The sequence below is a fragment of the Pseudomonas sp. GL_139_B genome (genome assembly GCF_057834475.1).
The window spans coordinates 5929059-5949125 of sequence record NZ_CM174403.1 but is presented as its reverse complement, the minus strand read 5'-3'; the positions used below and the strand labels follow the sequence as shown (position 1 = coordinate 5949125).

Annotated in this window: 18 protein-coding genes; 14 read left to right on the top strand and 4 right to left on the bottom strand. The window is 61.1% G+C overall.

Annotation, left to right across the window (positions count from 1 at the left end):
- Nucleotides 1-25: 25 nt before the first annotated feature.
- The 3 genes from AC3ISI_RS27255 to AC3ISI_RS27245 all read right to left on the bottom strand — a co-directional run bounded on the left by AC3ISI_RS27255 (nt 26) and on the right by AC3ISI_RS27245 (nt 2277).
- Nucleotides 26-925: a TonB family protein gene (locus tag AC3ISI_RS27255; RefSeq protein WP_489334591.1), complete on the bottom strand. Its 900-nt coding sequence runs from the start codon at nt 923-925 to the stop codon at nt 26-28.
- 133 nt (nt 926-1058) lie between these two features.
- A complete protein-coding gene (gshB, locus tag AC3ISI_RS27250; protein WP_489334590.1) occupies nt 1059-2030 on the bottom strand; it encodes a glutathione synthase in 972 nt (323 codons plus the stop codon).
- Between the two features lie 76 nt (nt 2031-2106).
- Complete coding sequence (locus AC3ISI_RS27245) at nt 2107-2277, bottom strand: hypothetical protein (RefSeq protein WP_489334589.1); 171 nt, start codon at nt 2275-2277, stop codon at nt 2107-2109.
- Here AC3ISI_RS27245 and pilG point away from each other — a divergent pair.
- The 6 genes from pilG to AC3ISI_RS27215 all read left to right on the top strand — a co-directional run bounded on the left by pilG (nt 2266) and on the right by AC3ISI_RS27215 (nt 12233).
- On the top strand, nt 2266-2670 hold the full coding sequence (pilG, locus tag AC3ISI_RS27240) for a twitching motility response regulator PilG (RefSeq protein ID WP_489334588.1): 405 nt from the start codon (nt 2266-2268) through the stop codon (nt 2668-2670). The genes AC3ISI_RS27245 and pilG overlap by 12 nt on opposite strands.
- Nucleotides 2671-2727: 57 nt before the next feature.
- Nucleotides 2728-3093, top strand: a complete 366-nt coding sequence (pilH, locus tag AC3ISI_RS27235; RefSeq protein WP_007897961.1) for a twitching motility response regulator PilH — start codon at nt 2728-2730, stop codon at nt 3091-3093.
- Nucleotides 3094-3103: 10 nt separating this feature from the next.
- The gene (locus AC3ISI_RS27230) at nt 3104-3637 is read left to right on the top strand and encodes a chemotaxis protein CheW (protein WP_489334587.1); all 534 of its coding nucleotides are present in this window, start codon (nt 3104-3106) and stop codon (nt 3635-3637) included.
- A gap of 143 nt (nt 3638-3780) precedes the next feature.
- A complete protein-coding gene (locus AC3ISI_RS27225) occupies nt 3781-5838 on the top strand; it encodes a methyl-accepting chemotaxis protein (protein WP_489334586.1) in 2058 nt (685 codons plus the stop codon).
- Between the two features lie 49 nt (nt 5839-5887).
- A complete protein-coding gene (locus AC3ISI_RS27220; RefSeq protein WP_489334585.1) occupies nt 5888-11785 on the top strand; it encodes an Hpt domain-containing protein in 5898 nt (1965 codons plus the stop codon).
- On the top strand, nt 11778-12233 hold the full coding sequence (locus AC3ISI_RS27215; RefSeq protein ID WP_489334584.1) for a chemotaxis protein CheW: 456 nt from the start codon (nt 11778-11780) through the stop codon (nt 12231-12233). The genes AC3ISI_RS27220 and AC3ISI_RS27215 overlap by 8 nt, the downstream gene beginning before the upstream one ends.
- 112 nt (nt 12234-12345) lie before the next feature.
- Here AC3ISI_RS27215 and AC3ISI_RS27210 read toward each other — a convergent pair whose 3' ends face one another.
- Nucleotides 12346-12732 (bottom strand): DUF6124 family protein, encoded by a 387-nt coding sequence (locus AC3ISI_RS27210; RefSeq protein WP_489334583.1) that lies wholly within the window; start codon nt 12730-12732, stop codon nt 12346-12348.
- A gap of 435 nt (nt 12733-13167) precedes the next feature.
- Here AC3ISI_RS27210 and AC3ISI_RS27205 point away from each other — a divergent pair, with 435 nt between their 5' ends.
- The 8 genes from AC3ISI_RS27205 to mdcH all read left to right on the top strand — a co-directional run bounded on the left by AC3ISI_RS27205 (nt 13168) and on the right by mdcH (nt 20030).
- The gene (locus AC3ISI_RS27205; protein ID WP_489334582.1) at nt 13168-13752 is read left to right on the top strand and encodes a transcriptional regulator; all 585 of its coding nucleotides are present in this window, start codon (nt 13168-13170) and stop codon (nt 13750-13752) included.
- A gap of 264 nt (nt 13753-14016) precedes the next feature.
- Nucleotides 14017-15687 carry a malonate decarboxylase subunit alpha gene (gene mdcA, locus AC3ISI_RS27200; protein ID WP_489334581.1) on the top strand — a complete coding sequence of 557 codons (1671 nt, stop codon included), beginning with the start codon at nt 14017-14019 and terminating at the stop codon, nt 15685-15687.
- Nucleotides 15687-16562 (top strand): triphosphoribosyl-dephospho-CoA synthase, encoded by an 876-nt coding sequence (locus AC3ISI_RS27195; RefSeq protein WP_489334580.1) that lies wholly within the window; start codon nt 15687-15689, stop codon nt 16560-16562. Before mdcA ends, AC3ISI_RS27195 begins: the two co-directional genes overlap by 1 nt.
- Complete coding sequence (locus tag AC3ISI_RS27190; protein WP_140671129.1) at nt 16562-16861, top strand: malonate decarboxylase subunit delta; 300 nt, start codon at nt 16562-16564, stop codon at nt 16859-16861. Before AC3ISI_RS27195 ends, AC3ISI_RS27190 begins: the two co-directional genes overlap by 1 nt.
- The gene (locus AC3ISI_RS27185) at nt 16854-17708 is read left to right on the top strand and encodes a biotin-independent malonate decarboxylase subunit beta (RefSeq protein WP_489334579.1); all 855 of its coding nucleotides are present in this window, start codon (nt 16854-16856) and stop codon (nt 17706-17708) included. The genes AC3ISI_RS27190 and AC3ISI_RS27185 overlap by 8 nt, the downstream gene beginning before the upstream one ends.
- Nucleotides 17705-18508 carry a biotin-independent malonate decarboxylase subunit gamma gene (mdcE, locus tag AC3ISI_RS27180; RefSeq protein ID WP_489334578.1) on the top strand — a complete coding sequence of 268 codons (804 nt, stop codon included), beginning with the start codon at nt 17705-17707 and terminating at the stop codon, nt 18506-18508. The genes AC3ISI_RS27185 and mdcE overlap by 4 nt, the downstream gene beginning before the upstream one ends.
- Nucleotides 18502-19122: a malonate decarboxylase holo-ACP synthase gene (locus AC3ISI_RS27175; protein WP_489334577.1), complete on the top strand. Its 621-nt coding sequence runs from the start codon at nt 18502-18504 to the stop codon at nt 19120-19122. Before mdcE ends, AC3ISI_RS27175 begins: the two co-directional genes overlap by 7 nt.
- Nucleotides 19119-20030, top strand: a complete 912-nt coding sequence (gene mdcH / locus AC3ISI_RS27170; RefSeq protein WP_489334576.1) for a malonate decarboxylase subunit epsilon — start codon at nt 19119-19121, stop codon at nt 20028-20030. Before AC3ISI_RS27175 ends, mdcH begins: the two co-directional genes overlap by 4 nt.
- The last annotated feature ends 37 nt before the right edge of the window (nt 20031-20067 follow it).

Below are 20067 nucleotides of genomic sequence, written 5' to 3'. Positions count from 1 at the left end.
GCTCCCACAGGGGATTTGTGGGGTGTCAGTTGCTGGAGAGTCTGTCCCCGCGCGCAAACTTCCACGTGCGGATGATTTCCAGGCGGTCGATGTCCGAAAGATCGCCGGTAAACGGCGCAAACGGTGCCGCGAGCCTGACGATGCGCTGCGCCGCCTGATCAAGCAGCGGTTGCCCGGACGACTCCAGCACCAGCACTTCATACAGCGAGCCATCGCTGTTGATCGACACCATTAACCGCAAATTGCCGTAAATCTGTTGGCGTCGGGCTTCGTCGGGGTAATTGAGGTTGCCAATGCGTTCGACCTTCTTGCGCCATTCGTCCTTATACCAAGCGCCTTTGTCGCGCATGGTCGAGGCCGCGCTCAACCGGTGGATGCGCGGGCGCTTGGCGTACAGCTGTTGTTCGTTGGCCAGTTCTGCTTCGAGGCTGGCGATGTCGCTGGACAGCTGGGAACTGTCGAAAGTCGGTGCAGCCACCGCGGGTTTGGCTTGAGGTTTGACCTCTTCGTTCTTGGCTGCTGCTTTTTTCGGTTTGGGTGCGACAGTGGTCACGGCAGCCTTGGGCGCGGCTTCCTGCACTTCAGGCTTGGCGGCAGGCGGCGGCGTGACTTTTTGCACCTTGTTGTCCTGGAACGGTGCGACTTCGGTGGTCTTGGGAATGGCCTTTTTATCCAGGGTGCCGCTGCCCTGCTGATTTTCCTGGGCAAGGAAATCGGCTTTTTCGGGCTTCTTTTCGCTTTTGAAGGTGGCGAGGGTGATTTCCAGGGTTTTGCTGATCTGCTTGGGTTCGACCATTGTAAAGCCGACGCCCAACAGCAAGGCCAGGTGAATCAACGCCGCAAGGAACAGGGTAAAACCGAGACGATCAGCCGGGCGCACGCCTCGATGGGCGAGTTCAGCGGGCAGATCGGACGGAAGAGTCATGGCAAAAAACCAACATCACGTTTTTACGGGCCCGGCATGATAACGCAATGTTGGTTTTTAGCTTCAAGCTACAAGTTTCAAACGACAAGCTGTAGAGAGTCAGCTTCAAGCGACAAGCCAATGTGCACGCGCGTCAAGCTTGCGGCTTGCGGCTAGCAGCTTGCAGCTTTTTCTCAATGGCATCCATCAGCAGACCGCCAATGTCGGTGCCAAAGGCATTGTCGATTTCACGAATGCAAGTCGGGCTGGTGACGTTAATTTCGGTCAGGTGTTCTCCGATCACGTCCAGGCCTACAAACAACAGGCCTTTTTCACGCAGGGTCGGTCCGACTTGAGCGGCAATCCAGCGATCCTTGTCGGTCAATGGACGGGCTTCGCCGCGTCCGCCGGCAGCCAGGTTGCCACGGGTTTCACCGGCGGCGGGGATGCGCGCCAGGCAGTAATCCACCGGCTCGCCGTCGATCATCAGGATGCGCTTGTCGCCGTCCTTGATCGCCGGCAGGTACGCCTGGCCCATGATCTGCTGGGTGCCCAGCGCGGTCAGGGTTTCCAGAATCACCGACAGGTTCGGGTCGCCAGCACGGTGACGGAAGATCGAGGTGCCGCCCATGCCGTCCAGTGGCTTGAGGATGACGTCGCCGTGCTTGGCGGCGAATTCACGCAGTACATCGGCGCGACGGCTGACCACGGTTGGCGGCGTGCACTGAGGGAACAGCGTTGCGAACAGTTTTTCGTTGCAGTCACGCAGACTTTGCGGCTTGTTGACCACCAGCACGCCGGCGCGTTCGGCTTGCTCCAGCAGGTAGGTGGAGTAAACGAATTCCATGTCGAACGGCGGATCCTTGCGCATCAGGATCACGTCCAGATCGCTCAGCATCGCGTCGCTCTCGTCGCCCAGTTCAAACCATTTTTCCGGGTTGGCAAACACCTTCAGCGGGCGCATCCGTGCCCGTGCTTCACCTTCGCCCTGGTACAAATCGCGCTGTTCCATATAGAACAGTTCCCAGCCGCGCTTCTGCGCCGCCAGCAGCATGGCCAGCGAGCTATCCTTTTTATAGGAAATATTGGCAATAGGATCCATGACAATCCCGACGCGAACGCTCATGGGTTTTTCCTCGAAAATGGAAGGTCCGAAAGGACATGAAAAAGTGGCGTCAGAGTGGCGCTGAGTGTGTTCCCGGTCAAGGAAAAACCACCGCAAAGACCGGCCGATAGATTGCATTTGGAGACTGTGCTAAAAAGGCTGCCATGTCGGGCCGGCCCTTGAACATCAAGGGTTTCGAGCCGCCGGTAACCGAAAAACGGACAATTTGATTCGCAAAGGCGACGGTAGAGCATTTATGGATCAGCATTCCAGCGCCTTGAAGGTCATGGTGATCGACGATTCGAAGACGATTCGTCGCACCGCCGAAACGCTGTTGAAGAATGTGGGTTGTGAAGTCATTACGGCCATCGACGGTTTCGATGCGCTGGCCAAGATCGCCGATAACCACCCCGGCATCATCTTTGTCGACATCATGATGCCGCGTCTGGATGGCTATCAGACCTGCGCTTTGATCAAGAACAACAATGCGTTCAAGTCCACGCCAGTGATTATGCTGTCGTCCAAGGACGGGCTGTTCGACAAGGCCAAGGGGCGCATCGTCGGCTCCGACCAGTTTTTGACCAAGCCTTTCAGCAAGGAAGAGCTGCTGAACGCGATCCAGGCCCATGTTCCGGGCTTCGCCGTCGTTTTGCCGCAGTAGGACACGCACAGTGACGCTCGGCCAGCGGGCCCGGCGTCAACAAGAATGGGGAAGACCATGGCACGTATTCTGATCGTCGATGATTCGCCGACCGAAATGTACAAACTGACCGGCATGCTGGAAAAGCACGGTCACGAAGTGTTGAAAGCCGAAAACGGTGCCGACGGCGTGGCTCTGGCCCGTCAGGAAAAACCCGACGCGGTGCTGATGGACATCGTCATGCCCGGTCTCAACGGTTTCCAGGCGACCCGCCAGCTGACCAAAGACCCGGAAACCGGGCACATCCCGGTGATCATCATCACCACCAAGGATCAGGAAACCGACAAGGTCTGGGGCACGCGCCAGGGCGCCAAGGATTACCTGACCAAGCCGGTTGATGAAGACACCCTGATCAAAACCCTGAACAACGTGTTGGCCGGTTGATCGTCTGGCCATGACGGAGTCGCTGACGGCTTTTGAACTGCTGCTGCAGATCGACCAGCGTTGTCGTCTGCTGGCGGCGGATCTGCCGTCGCAGCCAACCCGGCAGGACAGCTGGAGCGGCATTGGTTTTCGCCTGGGCGAAAATTGGTACGTGGCACCGATGGGCGAAGTCAGCGAAGTCCTGCATGAACCGCGTTTTACCCAGTTGCCGGGTGTCAAACCCTGGGTCAAAGGGGTGGCCAACCTGCGTGGACGATTGCTGCCGATCATGGACTTGGGCGGTTTTTTTGGCCACGAAGTCTCGGCGGCGCGCAAGCAGCGGCGGGTGTTGGTGGTGGAACATGATGAGGTGTTTGCCGGTTTGCTGGTCGATGAAGTCTTCGGCTTGCAGCACTTTGCCCAGGACAGCCTGGAACCGGCAGATCATTGGAGTGGGCCAATGTCGGCGTTCGTCAAAGGCCGGTTTCAGCGTGAGCAGACCTGGCAAGTGTTCAGCCCGTTTGCGTTGGCGCAGTCGCAAAGCTTTATGCATGTAGCGTTGTAAACCCAGACCCTGTGGGAGCCGGGCTTGCCCGCGATGCAGACGGCGCGGTTTCACTTTGGACAGAGGTGATGCCATCGCAGGCAAGCCAGCTCCCACAGGGTTCTCGGCTAGGTTCACAGGTGTTGGTTAACGGGCGAGGACCGATGATAAAAGCAAAAACAGGCAAGCCAGAAGGATCGCGCAGCCGCTCGCAGATCATCGTGCTGTTTATCGCGCTGATCGTGTTCATCATGCTGCTGTTCGCCAACTTCGCTTACCTCAACACCCAGGCTACGTACGACAAACAGTACATCGGCCACGCGGGCGAGCTGCGCGTGCTGTCCCAGCGCATCGCCAAAAATGCCACCGAAGCCGCCGCCGGCAAAGCGGCTGCGTTCAAGTTGCTCAGCGATGCGCGCAATGACTTTGCGCTGCGTTGGGGTTATCTGAAGAAGGGCGACCCGGCCACTGGCCTGCCGCCAGCGCCGTCCACCGTGCGCCCGGAAATGCGCGCCGTGCAGCTCGATTGGGAGCGCTTGCTGAAAAACACCGACGCGATCCTCTCCAGCGAGCAGACCGTGCTGTCGCTGCATCAGGTCGCCGCGACCCTGGCCGAAACCGTGCCGCAGTTGCAGGTAGAGTACGAGAAAGTCGTCGAAATCCTCCTGCAACGGGGTGCGCCGGCTGCGCAGGTTGCGGTGGCCCAGCGTCAATCGCTGCTGGCAGAGCGTATTTTGGGGGCGGTGAACACCGTGCTGTCCGGCGACGAAAACTCGCAGCAGGCTGCCGATGCCTTCGGTCGCGACGCCGCGCGTTTCGGCCAGGTACTCAACGGCATGCTTCAGGGCAACGTGGCGCTGAGGATCAGCCAGGTCGAGGACCACGATGCTCGCGCCCGGTTGAGCGAGATTTCCGAACTGTTCGAATTCGTTTCCGGCTCGGTGGATGAAATCCTCGAAACCTCGCCCGAACTGTTCAAGGTCCGCGAGTCAGCCACCAACATTTTCACGCTGTCGCAAACCCTGCTCGATGAAGCCTCGCACCTCGCCATCGGTTTCGAAAACCTTGCCGGCGGACGCAAAATCGACACCATTGGCGGTTACGTGCTGGGTCTGTTGGCGCTCATGTCGATCATCCTGATCGGCCTGGTGATGGTTCGCGAAACCAACCGCCAGCTTCAGGAAACCGCCGAGAAGAACGAACGCAACCAGAACGCGATCATGCGGCTACTGGACGAAATCGAAGACCTGGCCGACGGCGACTTGACCGTCACGGCTTCGGTAACCGAAGACTTCACCGGGACAATCGCCGACTCGATCAACTATTCCGTGGACCAATTGCGCGACTTGGTGGCGACTATCAACCTCACTGCCGGCCAGGTGGCTGCCGCCGTGCAGGAAACCCAGGCCACCGCCATGCACCTGGCGCAGGCCTCGGAGCATCAGGCGCAACAGATTTCCGAGGCCTCCACGGCCATTAACGACATGGCCCAGTCTATCGATCAGGTGTCGGCCAACGCCGCCGAATCGTCGGCGGTGGCCGAGCGTTCGGTGGAAATTGCCAACAAGGGCAACGAGGTGGTGCACAACACCATCCACGGCATGGATAACATTCGCGAGCAGATTCAGGACACCGCCAAGCGCATCAAGCGTCTGGGTGAGTCCTCGCAGGAAATCGGCGATATCGTCAGCCTGATCGATGACATTGCCGACCAGACCAACATCCTCGCGCTCAACGCGGCCATCCAGGCATCGATGGCCGGTGATGCCGGGCGCGGTTTTGCGGTGGTGGCCGATGAAGTCCAGCGCCTGGCCGAGCGCTCGTCCGCCGCAACCCGGCAAATCGAAACGCTGGTTCGGGCGATCCAGACGGACACCAACGAAGCGGTGATTTCGATGGAGCAGACCACCACCGAAGTGGTGCGCGGTGCGCGTCTGGCGCAGGATGCTGGTGTGGCCCTGGAAGAAATCGAAGGGGTATCGAAGACCCTCGCCGCGTTGATCCAGAGTATTTCCAATGCGGCGCAGCAACAGACCTCTTCGGCCGGGCAGATTTCCCTGACGATGAACGTGATTCAACAGATCACCTCGCAGACCTCGTCCGGCTCTACCGCGACCGCCGAGAGCATCGGCAACCTGGCGAAAATGGCCAGTCAGCTGCGGCGTTCGGTGTCCGGCTTCACCTTGCCGGCCGCCAAGGCGCAGGCGGCAGACAAAGCGTGAACCGTCCACAGGCGTATGATTTTTGATTGGCGTAGGGACTGGAGTGGTTATGGGTGATCGGCACGACTATGTGGCCCTCGAGTGGGTCAAAGGCGAGATTGCCGAAACGCTGAAGCAGGCCCATCAAGCCATCGAAACCCTGCTTGATGACCCGCAGGCATTGTATGCCTTGAGCGATTGCCTGGCGTACATCCATCAGGTTCACGGCAGTTTGCAGATGGTCGAGTTCTACGGCGCAGCCCTGCTCGCCGAAGAGATGGAGCAGTTGACCCGCGCCTTGCAGCACAACCGCGTCAGCCACCGTGACGAGGCGCTGCACCTGTTGATGCAAGCCCTCGGGCAGCTGCCGATTTACCTCGACCGGGTGCAAGGTGCGCGCCGTGACCTACCCTTGGTGGTGTTGCCGCTGCTCAACGATTTGCGCAGTGCCCGGGGGGAAACCCTGCTCTCGGAAACCAGCCTGTTCAGCCCGCAACTGGTGGAGTTGCCACCGCTGGACGACGCAGCGCTGGCACGGCTCGAGCCTGCGGATTTCGTCAGTGTGCTGCGCAAACTGCGGCAGATGCTGCAGATGGCGCTGGTCGGGTTGCTGCGGGAGCAGGATGACCACACCCACCTCGATTACCTGGCGAAGGTTTTTTCACGCCTCGAAGGGTTGTGTGCTGACGCGCCGCTGAGCCCGTTGTGGCAAGTCGCCTCAGCGCTGGTCGAAGGCATGCGTGCAGGCTCGATCGCCAACAGCCCGGCCTTGCGCAGCCTGTTCAAGGAGGCAGACCATGAACTCAAGCGTTTGCTGGAACAAGGCATCCACGGAATCAATCAACCAGCACCGCCGGAGCTGCTCAAAAGTCTACTGTTCTACATTGCCAAGGCCGACCATCCCACCGGGCAGATGCTGACCATGAAAGATCGCTACTCACTGGACGAAGCGTTGCCCGACAGCGCGATGGTCGATGAAGAACGGGCACGGCTGGCCGGCCCCGACCGCGATGCCATGCGCTCGGTGTTGGTTGCGCTCTGTGAAGAGCTGGTGCGGGTCAAGGAGCGCCTTGACCTGTTCGTACGCAGCGACCGTCAGCACACCTCGGACCTTGAGAGCCTGTTGGCACCACTGCGGCAAATCGCCGATACCCTGGCGGTGCTGGGGTTTGGTCAGCCGCGAAAAGTCATCATCGATCAACTGGCGGTGGTGCTGAGCCTGGTTCAGGGCCAGCGCGAACCCAACGACGCGATCCTCATGGACGTCGCGGGCGCCTTGCTCTACGTCGAAGCCAATTTGGCCGGCATGATGGGCACGGTAGAGCCCGAGAGTCAGGAAGAAAGTCGCCTGCCGACCACCGACCTGACGCAGATCCACCAGATCGTCATCCGCGAAGCGCGCATCTGCCTGCAACAGGCCAAGGACATGATCGTCGACTACATCGACGCCGACTGGGATCGCCAGCATTTGCAGGCGTTGCCGGACTTGCTGACCCAAGTGCGCGGCGCCTTGTCGATGATCCCGTTGAGCCGTGCGGCGAGCCTGATTGAAACGTGCAATCACTTCATCCGCGAGCATTTGCTGCTGGAGCCGGACCAGCCCGACTGGCAGGAGCTGGACAGCCTGGCCGACGTGGTCACCAGCATCGAGTATTACCTGGAGCGCCTTGGCGACGACCCCGAAGCACCGGGCGAACAATTGCTCGACGTCGCGGAAAAAAGCCTGGCATCACTCGGGTTTTTCCCCAGCGAACAGCAGGTGCCGATGCTCGACGAGGTGCTCAGCCCGAGTGAAGCCTTGGTCATGCAGGAGAGGCAGGAACTCGATGACCCCGAGATCGTACAGTCGCTGGCCGATGTGCTGGCCAGCCCCGTGTCTTCCGTCAATCCGCCCGCCCTGACCACACCGGGCAGCCTGTTGCCGCCGCCCGCGGGTGAAGAGCCGGTCGACGAGGAACTGCGCGAAGTCTTTCTCGAAGAGACCGATGAAGTCCTGGATATCCTCCAGGAATATTTACCGCGCTGGGCGGCCAACCCCGCCGACAAGCCTGCCTTGAGCGAATTGCGCCGAGCCTTTCATACCTTGAAAGGCAGTGGCCGGATGGTCCGGGCGCTGGTGCTGGGCGAGCTGGCCTGGGCGGTGGAAAACCTGCTCAACCGCGTGCTGGAGGACAGCGTCGCGCCTGGGGCGGCCGTGCAACAACTGCTCAACGATGCACTGGATCTGCTGCCGGAACTGGTGGTCGAATACGCCGGCAATGCCCAGCGTCAGCGCCATGATGTCGATCAGTTGGCCGCGCGTGCGCATGCCCTTGCCAAGGGCGATGCGTCGGCCAGCGATGAAGATACCCAGGACGTGGCGGCCCTTGACCCGCTGTTGCTGGAGATCTTCCGCAAAGAAGCCGAAACCCATCTGGCCAGCCTCAACCGCTTTCTCGATCAAGCCGCCGAGCATGTGCCACTTCAGGCCAGCGACGAGTTGCAGCGAGCGTTGCACACGCTCAAGGGCAGCGCCTCGATGGCCGGCGTCTTGCCGATTGCCGAGCTGGCGACGGCACTGGATCAACTGGCCCGCGAGTACAAGGCACACCTGATCGCGCTGGACCTGGACGAAGTCGAGCTGTTGCTGGAAGCCGAAGGGTTGTTCCGGCTCGGGTTGCGACAGCTCAAGACGGATCCGTTGGCGCAGATACGCGGCGCCGACCCATTGATCAAACGCACCCAGGCGTTGCTCGCCGAACGTCTGCAAACCCTGTCGAGCACACCCAATACCGCGCTGCGAACCAAGCGCGATCCGCAGCTGATCAACAACTTCCTGGCCCAGGGCATGGACATCCTGCTGGACGCCGAAAGCCTGTTGCAGCGCTGGCAGCAGCACCCCGGCGAACGTCAGGAACTGACCGCGCTGCTCGACGAGCTGACCACCCTCGGCGAAGGCGCGCACCTCGCCGACCTGCATCCGGTGGACGCGCTCTGCGAAGCGTTGCTCGACCTGTATGGCGCGGTGGAAGAGAGCAGCCTGGCGGTCAGCGAGCGGTTTTTCCATGAGGCGCAAAGTGCTCACGAAGCGCTGATCAACATGCTCGACGAACTGGCCGCCGGCCAGGAAGTCAGCCCGCAACCGGAACGAATCCGGGCCTTGCGCGATTTGCTCGATGAAAGTCTGGATCCCTCGTCCATGGGCCTGATTCGCAGTGATGGCAGCCGGACGCTGAGCATTCGGGAGCTGGGCAGCGCCACCGCCGAACTGGAGCAAGCAGCGACCCAGATTGATCTGGACGACGAAATCGTTTCGATCTTCCTCGAAGAAGCGGTGGATATTCTCGAAAGCGCCGGCCACGCGCTGCAACGCTGGTTGAGTGACCCGGACAACGCTGCACCGCTGTCGTCCTTGCAGCGGGATTTGCACACCCTCAAGGGCGGGGCGCGGATGGCCGAAGTCCAGCCGGTCGGCGACCTCGCCCATGAATTGGAAAGCCTTTACGAAGGCCTGGTGGACCGCCGTTACACCCACAGCGAAGCCTTGGCGCAGTTGCTGCAACAAAGCCATGACCGGCTCGCGGTGTTGCTTGAGCAGTTGCAGAATCAGCAATCGCTGGGGAACCCAGTGGAGCTGATCGAGGCGATTCGCAAATTTCGTCAGGTCAATGCGAACGTCGCCGAAGTGGCGGAGCCCGCGCCGATCAAGGATTCGCCGGGGCATGATCCCGAGTTGCTGGAAATCTTCCTTGAGGAAGGTTTCGACATCATCGAAAACTCCGGTGCCGCGCTCGTGCGCTGGCAAGCCGAACCTTCGAGCCGACAAGAAATAGAAACCCTGCTGCGTGACCTGCACACGCTCAAGGGCGGTGCGCGAATGGTCGAAATCGTGCCGATTGGCGACCTTGCCCATGAGCTGGAGTTTCTCTACGAGAGCCTGTCGGCGGGCACCCTGCAACCGAGTGCGGCGTTGTTCACGCTGTTGCAGAGCAGTCACGACCGCTTGGCGCAGATGCTCGATGCAACCCGCGTCGGGCAACCGTTGCCACCCGCTGACCGACTGATCGACGCGATCAAGAACTTCAGCCACCCGGCCGTGCTCCAACCGGTCGTTGTGACGCCCGCCGCCAAGCCCGAGACGCCCGCGTTACAAGCGGAAGCGGGCGCCGACATGGTCAAGGTCTCGGCTGAACTGCTCGATGACCTGGTCAACCTGGCCGGTGAAACTTCAATTTTCCGTGGCCGTATCGAACAGCAGGTCAATGATGCGCAGGTCACTCTGAGCGAGATGGAAACCACCATCGAACGGATGCGCGACCAACTGCGCCGGCTCGATACCGAAACCCAGGGACGCATTCTCAGCCGTCAGCAAGTCGACGCTGAACGCTTGGGCTATGAAGAATTCGACCCACTGGAAATGGACCGCCACTCGCAATTGCAGCAACTGTCTCGTGCACTGTTCGAGTCGGCCTCTGACTTGCTGGACCTCAAGGAAACCCTCGACCGGCGCAACCAGGACGCGGAAAACCTGCTGCAACAGCAGGGCCGCATCAATACCGAGTTGCAAGAAGGCCTGATGCGCACGCGCATGGTGCCGTTCGAGCGGATGCTGCCGCGTTTGAAGCGCATCGTTCGCCAGGTCTCCAGCGAACTGGGCAAGGACGTGGAATTCATTGTCGGCAACGCGGAAGGCGAGATGGACCGCAATGTCCTTGAGCGCATGGCGCCGCCGCTCGAACACATGCTGCGTAACGCCGTGGACCACGGCCTGGAATCGGCCGAGGTGCGAATCACGGCCGGCAAACCGGCCAAGGGGCGGATCACCCTCGACTTGTCCCGCGAGGGTGGTGACATGATTTTCGATATCCGCGACGACGGCGCCGGCGTGCCGCTGGACGCGGTGCGACGCAAGGCGATCAAGCGTGGCTTGCTGGCTGCGGACTCCGACATCAGTGATCGCGACGTGTTGCAGTTCATCCTGCAACCGGGGTTTTCCACGGCAGAGAAAATTACCCAGATTTCCGGGCGCGGCGTCGGCATGGACGTGGTCCATGAAGAAGTTCGCCAGCTCGGTGGCTCGATGGTCATCGACTCGGTGCCGGGGCAGGGCGTGCATTTCCGCATTCGCCTGCCGTTCACCGTGTCGGTCAACCGTGCGCTGATGGTGCAGTGCCTTGAAGATCAATATGCGATCCCGCTGAACACCATCGACGGCATCGTCCGTGTGCTGCCCAACGAACTTGAAGGGCATTACCGACTCGATCCCCCAAGGTACAACTACGGCGGGCAGGACTATGAATTGTGCTACCTCGGCGAGCTGCTGAAAACCAGCACCCGCCCGAAACTGCTCGGCCAAAGTCTGCCGTTGCCGGTGCTGCTGGTGCAATGCAACGATCGGCACGTTGCGGTGCAGGTCGACTCCATGGCCGGCACCCGCGAGATCGTGGTTAAAAGCCTCGGCCCGCAGTTTGCGGCGGTGCAAGGCCTGTCTGGCGCGACGATCCTGGGCGATGGTCGGGTGGTGCTGATTGTTGATTTGCTGGCGCCGATCCGCGCGATGCAGGCGCATGTGCCGCAAGTGGCGCAGCCCCAGGACACCGAGATCGAGCCGAAGAAACCGCTGCTGGTGTTGGTGGTCGATGACTCGGTGACCGTGCGCAAAGTCACCAGTCGTTTGCTCGAACGCCACGGCATGAACGTGCTGACCGCCAAGGACGGGGTCGACGCCATGCTGCTGCTCGAAGAACACATGCCGGACGTGATGCTGCTGGACATCGAAATGCCGCGCATGGACGGCTTTGAAGTCGCGACCCAGGTGCGCGCCGACGAGCGCTTGCAGCATCTGCCGATCATCATGATCACCTCACGCACCGGCCAGAAACACCGCGACCGCGCGATGGCCATCGGCGTCAACGATTACCTCGGCAAGCCGTACCAGGAATCGGTGCTGCTCGAAAGCATCGCCCTGTGGAGCAAGTCCCATGCTTGAGCATCGCACCAGCAACCTCACGGGCCTGTTGCTGCCCTTGGCCGACCGCAATCTGATCGTGCCCAACGTCGCGGTGGCGGAACTGATCGACTATCAGCCAGGGGCATTCGATCTGGATACGCCGCCGTGGTACCTGGGGCTGGTGAAGTGGCGGGACCGGCAGATTCCGCTGTTCAGTTTTGAATCGGCGTGTGGCCAGAAAATCGTCATCGGTGAACGGGCGCGGATCGTGATTCTCAATGCGCTGGGCGGGCGGCCGGAGTTGAAGTTCATGGCGTTACTGGTGCAGGGGATTCCTCGGTCCTACAAGCTGGATAGTCAGTTGAGTTATGTCGACGTGCCGTTGTGTTCGCTGGAACAGGCGGCGGTGCAGGTGGGGGAGCAAGTGGCCAAAGTGCCGGACTTGCTGGCGCTGGAGGAGTTGCTGGTGAGTGCCGGGTTGGTCTGACGGGCCCCTTCGCGAGCAGGCTCGCTCCCACAGGTTTTGTGTACGCCACAAATCCAATGTGGGAGCGAGCCTGCTCGCGATGGCGGCCTTCAATTTACCTCAAACCTGACAGCTAAACCTTGGCCTGAGCACGCATCTGCATCTGCAACGCTTCGTAATGGTCCAACGCCCGCTCCACCAACAACTGCACCCCATCCGCCATTCGGCTGATCGCCAAGGCGACCGAGCGGCGTGAGCCTTCCACATCGTCCGCCAGATCGGCCGCAATTGCGCTGATCGATAGCATGTCTTCGGAGGCGTTAGCCAGCAGGGCTTCGGCGTCGATGTCGGGGCATACCGTGAAGAGCTGGGACTTTTTACGGCGTCTCGATGGTTTGTCGCTGACAGGGGGGAAGTAATGGGCGAAGGCGCGGTCGGCGGCTTCCTTGAGTTTTTCGGCTTCGAGGGAGGCGTCGGAACCGGCGTCGGTTTCCGGGGGATTGGGAGTGGCTTTGAACATAGTGAATCTCCAGTAATGGTTTTCAGCTGCTCCTTCGGTTCCAGCCGAAGGGGTGGCAGCTGTACGCGGGCTGGAACCCGAGGTGGAGAAAACCCGGTAGACCCGAAGGTCTCCCGCGCACAGCCGCCATAACGGAGTACACACATTAAAGGTGCGCAAGCATACGTCATGAGGGGGCGCTATTGCGCCTTCTACACCTCGGGATTCCAGACCCGGTCGCTGAATTGGCAGCGACCCACAAACGATAAAGCTCAACGCAAAACCCCACCAGTCAGCGGCTTCCGTCATTGCTGTAGGCAGCGCCGCCAGACTGCGTAGCCTCACACCCTTCCTGCTTACAAACTTTTAAACACAAAACCTCAATCAACCGGCAAAAGTTGATAAGTCCCAAAAAGGGACCTATCGTTCCCTTTTTGGGACTTATCGGTTGCCACTGTGAAAAACCTATCCCTCAGCGAAGCCCTGTTCACGACCACTCAGCAAAAAGTGCTGGGCTTGTTGTTTGGCAAACCCGACCGCAGCTTTTACGCCAACGAGATCGCCCGCTGGGCTCAAGTGGGGAAAGGCAGCCTCATGCGCGAACTGGATCGGCTGCAGCAGGCCGGCGTGCTGACCCTGAGCCGTCAGGGCAACCAGACCCACTATCAAGCCAATCCGCAATGCCCGATCTATGCCGAACTGTTGGGCATCGCCCGCAAGACGTTCGGTATTGCCGAGCCTTTGCGCCAAGCGCTGCAACCCTTTGCCGAACAGATCACCTGGGCATTTGTGTACGGCTCCATCGCCAAGGATTCGGCAAACGCATCCAGTGACATTGATCTCATGCTGATCGGCGAAAGCCTCCACTACAGTGAAGTGATGGAGCGGCTCATGCCTCTGGAAGAGCAACTGGGCCGCGTCCTCAACCCGACGCTCTACACCCCCGACGACTGGGCCGCAAAACTGGCGGCTGAAAACAGCTTTGTCGTGCGGGTGGTGCAGCAGGACAAGATCAACCTGATGGGGGGAAACCCGTCGTAATACTCAGATCTGCGATGAATGTTCTGGCCCCATCGCGAGCAGGCTTGCTCCCACATTGGATCTGAGGTGCGCACAAATCCCCTGTGGGAGGGAGCCTGCTCGCGATGACGGCCTCCAATTCACCGCAGACCTGACTGGAAACTCCTGTGGCGAGGGGGTGGTGCACCATTACGGTGAGCGTAACGATCCGACGCTGCGCTTGATTGATGCCCCCACCCAACACTCTTAAGGTGACTCCCACGACAGCGAACCCGTGGAGTGGTCATGACAACAACAATATCCCCCGACTCGCGATGGACGCGCCGGCGCAGCGAAAAGCAGCGGCGTCTGGCGTTGGTCAAGGATCTCGCCGACGGTGTGGTGTTACCCACCGACAACATCGTCGCGGCGCTGGAAGCCTTGATCCTGCCCGGCGACCGTGTGGTGCTGGAAGGCAATAACCAGAAGCAGGCGGATTTCCTCTCCCGCTCCCTGGTCAAGGCCGATCCTGCCAAGCTGCACAACTTGCACATGATCATGCCCAGCGTCGGCCGCGCCGAGCATTTGGACCTGTTCGAACGCGGCATCGCCCGCAAGCTCGACTTCTCTTTTGCCGGCACGCAAAGCCTGCGCATCAGCCAGTTGCTGGAAGACGGCCTGCTGGAAATCGGCGCGATCCACACCTACATCGAGCTCTATGCGCGGCTGGTGGTCGACCTGATTCCCAACGTCGTGCTCTCGGCCGGTTTCATGGCCGACCGCGCCGGCAACATCTACACCGGCCCGAGCACCGAAGATACTCCTGCGCTCATTGAACCGGCCGCGTTCAGCGATGGCATCGTCATTGTTCAGGTCAACCAGTTGGTCGACGATGTCAGCGACCTGCCGCGTGTCGACATCCCCGCCTCGTGGGTCGATTTCGTGGTGGTGGCCGACAAGCCGTTCTACATCGAACCGCTGTTCACCCGCGACCCACGGCACATCAAGCCTGTCCACATCTTGATGGCGATGATGGCGATCCGCGGCATCTACGAAAAACACAACGTTCAGTCGCTGAATCACGGCATCGGTTTCAACACCGCCGCCATCGAATTGATCCTGCCGACCTACGGCGAATCCCTCGGCCTCAAAGGCAAGATCTGCCGCAACTGGACGCTCAATCCGCACCCGACCTTGATCCCGGCGATTGAAAGCGGTTGGGTCGAAAGCGTGCATTGCTTTGGCACCGAACTGGGCATGGAAAACTACATCGCCGCGCGGCCCGACGTGTTCTTCACCGGGCGCGATGGCTCGCTGCGTTCCAACCGGATGTTCAGCCAACTGGCCGGGCAATACGCGGTGGACCTGTTCATCGGCGCCACGCTGCAAGTCGATGGTGACGGTCATTCCTCCACCGTCACCCGTGGAAGGCTCGCGGGTTTCGGCGGAGCGCCGAACATGGGTCACGACCCGCGCGGTCGCCGACACGGCACGCCGGCCTGGCTCGACATGCGCCACACCGACGGGCCAGAGCCGCTGCTCGAACGCGGCAAAAAACTCGTGGTGCAAATGGTTGAGACCTTTCAGGAGGGCGGCAAACCGACCTTCGTCGAAACCCTCGACGCGATTGACGTGGCGAAGAAAAGCGGCATGCCGCTGGCACCGATCATGGTCTACGGCGATGACGTCACCCACCTGCTGACCGAAGAAGGCATCGCGTATCTGTACAAGGCGCGTTCGCTGGAAGAACGCCAGGCGATGATCGCCGCCGTCGCCGGAGTGACCGCCATCGGCCTGCGCCACAACCCCAAAGACACCGCACGCATGCGCCGCGAAGGTCTGATTGCCTTGCCCGAAGATCTCGGCATCCGCCGCACCGACGCCACCCGCGAACTGCTCGCCGCGAAAAGCGTGGCGGATCTGGTGGAGTGGTCCGGTGGCCTCTACAACCCGCCCGCCAAGTTCAGGAGCTGGTAATGCACGCACTTAACCTGCAACCGAAAACCCTGACCCTGGCGGAACGGCTCGCCGATTTGGCGGTGGACGCGCTGATCGACGAAGCAGACCTGTCGCCGAAACCGGCGCTGGTCGACCGTCGTGGCAACGGCGCGCACACCGATTTGCACCTGGGGCTGATGCACGCCTCGGCGTTGTCACTTTGGTCCGCGTTCAAGGAAATGGCCGAAGCCGCTATCGAATGTGGCGAAATCGGTTTGCCGCTACGCCAAGCGGTGGGGCGAATTGGCCGGGAAGGAGAGCAAGCGATGCTCGCTACCACGGGTGGGGTGAATACCCATCGCGGGGCGATTTGGGCTTTGGGCTTGTTGGTCACTGCTGCGGCGCTTGAGCCTGAATCCAGCGCCGCCGGTTCCATCACTCTGCGCGCCGCACGCCTGGCGTTACTCGACGACCGCTTCGCGCCACGTCCGTTAAGCCACGGCGCCCAAGTCGCCCAGCGTTACGGCGCCCGTGGTGCCCGGGAAGAAGCCCAACTGGGTTTTCCTTCGGTGGTTCAACGGGCCTTGCCGCAACTCAAACACAGCCGCGCCGCCGGTCACGGTGAACAGAACGCCAGGCTCGATGCCTTGCTGGCGATCATGACCCGACTGGCTGACACCTGCGTGCTATTTCGCGCTGGCGAGCAAGGCCTGCACACCATGCAGCTGGGTGCTCAAGCGGTACTCGACGCCGGCGGCAGTGCCAGCCTCGTCGGTCGTCGCCGTTTGCATGAGCTGGATGAACAATTAATCGCGCTGAATGCCTCGCCCGGTGGTGCTGCCGACTTACTCGCAGCCTGCCTGTTTATTGACCGTATCGAGTCGGGCGACGGCCTCATCCAGGGAGTGTATTGATGGAAACCTTATCCTTTGAATTTCCCGCCGGGCAGCCGCCACGCGGTCGCACGCTAGTGGGCTGTGTCGGCTCGGGCGATCTGGAAGTGCTGATCGAACCAGGTCAGGCCGGCAAGCTGACCATCAACGTACAGACCTCGGTCAATGGTGCGCAGCAACGCTGGCAACACCTGTTCGCAAGGATGTTCGACGGTCAGACGCCGCCAGCGATGGACATCGCCATCCACGACTTCGGCGCGACACCGGGCGTGGTGCGCTTGCGCTTGGAACAAGGCTTTGAGGAGATCGGTCATGACTGATCTCCTGCGGCCATCCCTACAAAGACGCAGCTTCATCGAACTCGGCGCCCGACAACGGGCAAAGGCCTTGCTCGACCCCGGCACCTTCCGCGAATTGCTCGACCCGTTTCAACGCGTCATGTCGCCGTGGCTGGAGCGCCAGGGCGTGGTGCCGCAAGCCGATGACGGCGTGGTGATCGCCAAGGGCAGCCTCGGTGGTTTGCCGGTGGTCATCGCTGCCATCGAAGGCGCGTTTCAGGGCGGCAGCCTTGGTGAAGTCGGCGGGGCGAAGATGGCGGGCGCGCTGGAACTCGCCGCCGAAGACAACCGCAACGGCATTCCAACCCGCGCCGTGCTGCTGCTGGAAACCGGTGGCGTGCGCTTGCAGGAAGCCAACCTCGGGTTGGCGGCGATTGCCGATATTCATGCGGCGATTGTCGACCTGCGCCAATACCAACCGGTGATTGGTGTGGTGGCCGGCAGCGTCGGCTGCTTTGGCGGGATGTCGATTGCCGCCGGGTTGTGCAGCTATTTGCTGGTGACCCAGGAAGCGCGTCTGGGCTTGAACGGTCCGCAAGTGATCGAACAGGAAGCCGGGCTTGAGGAGTACGACTCCCGCGACCGTCCTTTCATCTGGAGCCTGACCGGTGGCGAGCAGCGTTTCGCCAGCGGTCTGGTGGATCGTTATGCCGCCGATGATGTGGCGCAGATTCAGCAATACGTCAGTGAATTGCTGCAGCAAGGTTTGCCGGCGCAACAACGCAGTCGTCAGGCCGATCTGTACCTGCAACGGCTGGCCAGTCTGGACGCCGCGCCGCAAATCGAACCGGCGACGGTTCGCGATCTGTATCAAGGAGCGCGCTCATGAGCACCTATTCGCTGAGAGGTTTGCACTGGTTCAACGCCTTGAGTGCCGGGACGAAACCGGTCGAAGGTTTGCCAGCTTCATTGATGGTGGCCGATGGCGTGCTGGGTGATCAGCCTGTCCGGTTTATCGCAGTGGTGGCGGATCCGGACAACCGTTTTGTCCGTGCGCGCAACGGTGAAGTCGGCTTGCTGGAAGGTTGGGGCTTGGCCAAGGCTGTGGATGAAGTGATCGCCGCGGATGTGGATAAACCGCACAAGCGCGCCGTGATCGCCATCGTCGATGTGCCGAGTCAGGCGTATGGCCGACGCGAAGAAGCCCTCGGCATTCATCAGGCGTTGGCCGGTGCGGCGGACAGTTATGCCCGCGCCCGTTTGGCCGGTCATGCGGTGATTGGTTTGCTGGTGGGCAAGGCGATGTCCGGCGCATTTCTGGCTCATGGGTATCAGGCTAATCGGTTGATCGCCCTGCGTGATCCGGGAGTGATGGTGCATGCGATGGGCAAGGCGTCGGCGGCGCGGGTGACCTTGCGCAGCGTTGAAGAACTTGAAGCGTTGGCCGCCAGCGTGCCGCCGATGGCCTATGACATCGACAGCTACGCCAGCCTCGGATTGCTGTGGGAAACCCTGTCGGTGGAACAGATTGAACAGCCGACGGCGGCCGATCTGGCGCGGGTGACGGAATGCCTGAACCAGGCGATTGGTGATGTGGCTGCCAGCGGTCGCGATTTGAGCAGTCGCTTGGGTGCAAGCAACCGTGCCGCCTCGAGCAAGGTTCGGCAACTGTTGCGAGCGCAGTGGTGAACACGCTTCTGGCCCACGATCTGCTCTGGGGCATGACCCCTGAGCAGTTGCCTGCGGATGCGCCTGCGTGGGTGATCGAATCCCTGCGCGCGGGCCAGCCCGTGGTGGTTCGGCGTGCGGTGAGTGCGTCGGGTCGAGTCGCGGTCGGCGTGCGTGGGCGTTTGCGTGAACAGCGTTTTGCGACGGTGATGCCGGTCGATGCCATTCAACGTCGGGTCAAACCGGAAGACCTTTGCCAGGTCTTGATTGATCGAGATTTGCCGGCGGTGCGTGCCCTCAATCATCTGCGGCCGATACTCGATGACTGTGGTTGGGTGTGGGGTGTCAGCGGCAGTGCGGGGTTTGAATTGGCCAGCGGGTTTGCGGCGTTGCACGAGGGCAGCGATCTCGACTTGATCCTGCGTACCCCGCAAGCGCTGGGCCGTGATCAGGCGCAGGCACTGGTGAACATTCTGGAGGCTGCCGGGTGCCGGGTGGACATGCAATTGCAGACACCGTTCGGCGCTGTGGCCCTGCGTGAATGGGCCGGTTCGGCTCGGCGTGTGTTGCTGAAAAATGCCAGTGAAGCTTGCTTGGTACTTGATCCGTGGAACCCGCAGGAGCAAGCCGCTTGAGCAGCTTGTTGGTGTTCCCCGGTCAGGGCGCGCAGCAGCCGGGCATGCTCCAGCGCTTGCCTCGCGAGACGCTGAATGAGGCGAGTGGCGTGCTGGGGGAAGACGTTTTACTGCTCGATTCTGCGCAGGCGTTGCAGTCGACACGGGCGGTTCAGCTGTGCCTGTTGATCGCCGGTGTGGCGGCATCACGCCTATTAGCCATGGCGCCGGATTACGTGGCGGGACTGTCCATCGGTGCCTATCCGGCGGCGGTGGTGGCCGGTGCCTTGAGCTTCGGCGATGCGCTGCATCTGGTCAGCCTGCGCGGTGAGTTGATGCAGCAGGCTTATCCACAGGGCTATGGCATGACCGCGATCATCGGTCTGGAATTATCCACAGTGGAAAGTTTGCTGGCGCAGGTTCACAGCGCCGACACGCCGGTTTACCTGGCCAACATCAACGCCGATAACCAGGTGGTGATAGCCGGCAGTGACGAGGCAATGAAAGCAGTGGCGGCGTTGGCGAAAGGTCACGGTGCAGGTCTGGCCAAACGGCTGGCGGTCAGCCTGCCCTCGCATTGTCCGCTGCTGGATGCACCCGCCAAAATCCTGGCCGAAGCATTTGCCAAAGTGCCGCTGAAAACGCCGTCGCTGGGTTACCTCAGCGGCAGTCGCGCCCGTCCCATCATCAACGCCGACGCCTTGCGCGATGACCTCGCATTCAACATGTGCCGTGTCGTTGACTGGCGCGGCACCGTGCAAAGCGCTTATGAGCGCGGCGTAAGACTACAGATTGAACTGCCGCCCGGGGCGGTGTTGACCGGGCTGGCGCGCCGGGTATTCGAGCAGGGCACCGTGATTGCCTTCGACGGTGCGCGGCTCGATACCTTGCAGGCGCTGTTGCGTGAGGAGGGAAGCCGCCAACTCTAGACCCGGACTCAGGCCTTCGAACAACAAAAACAACATT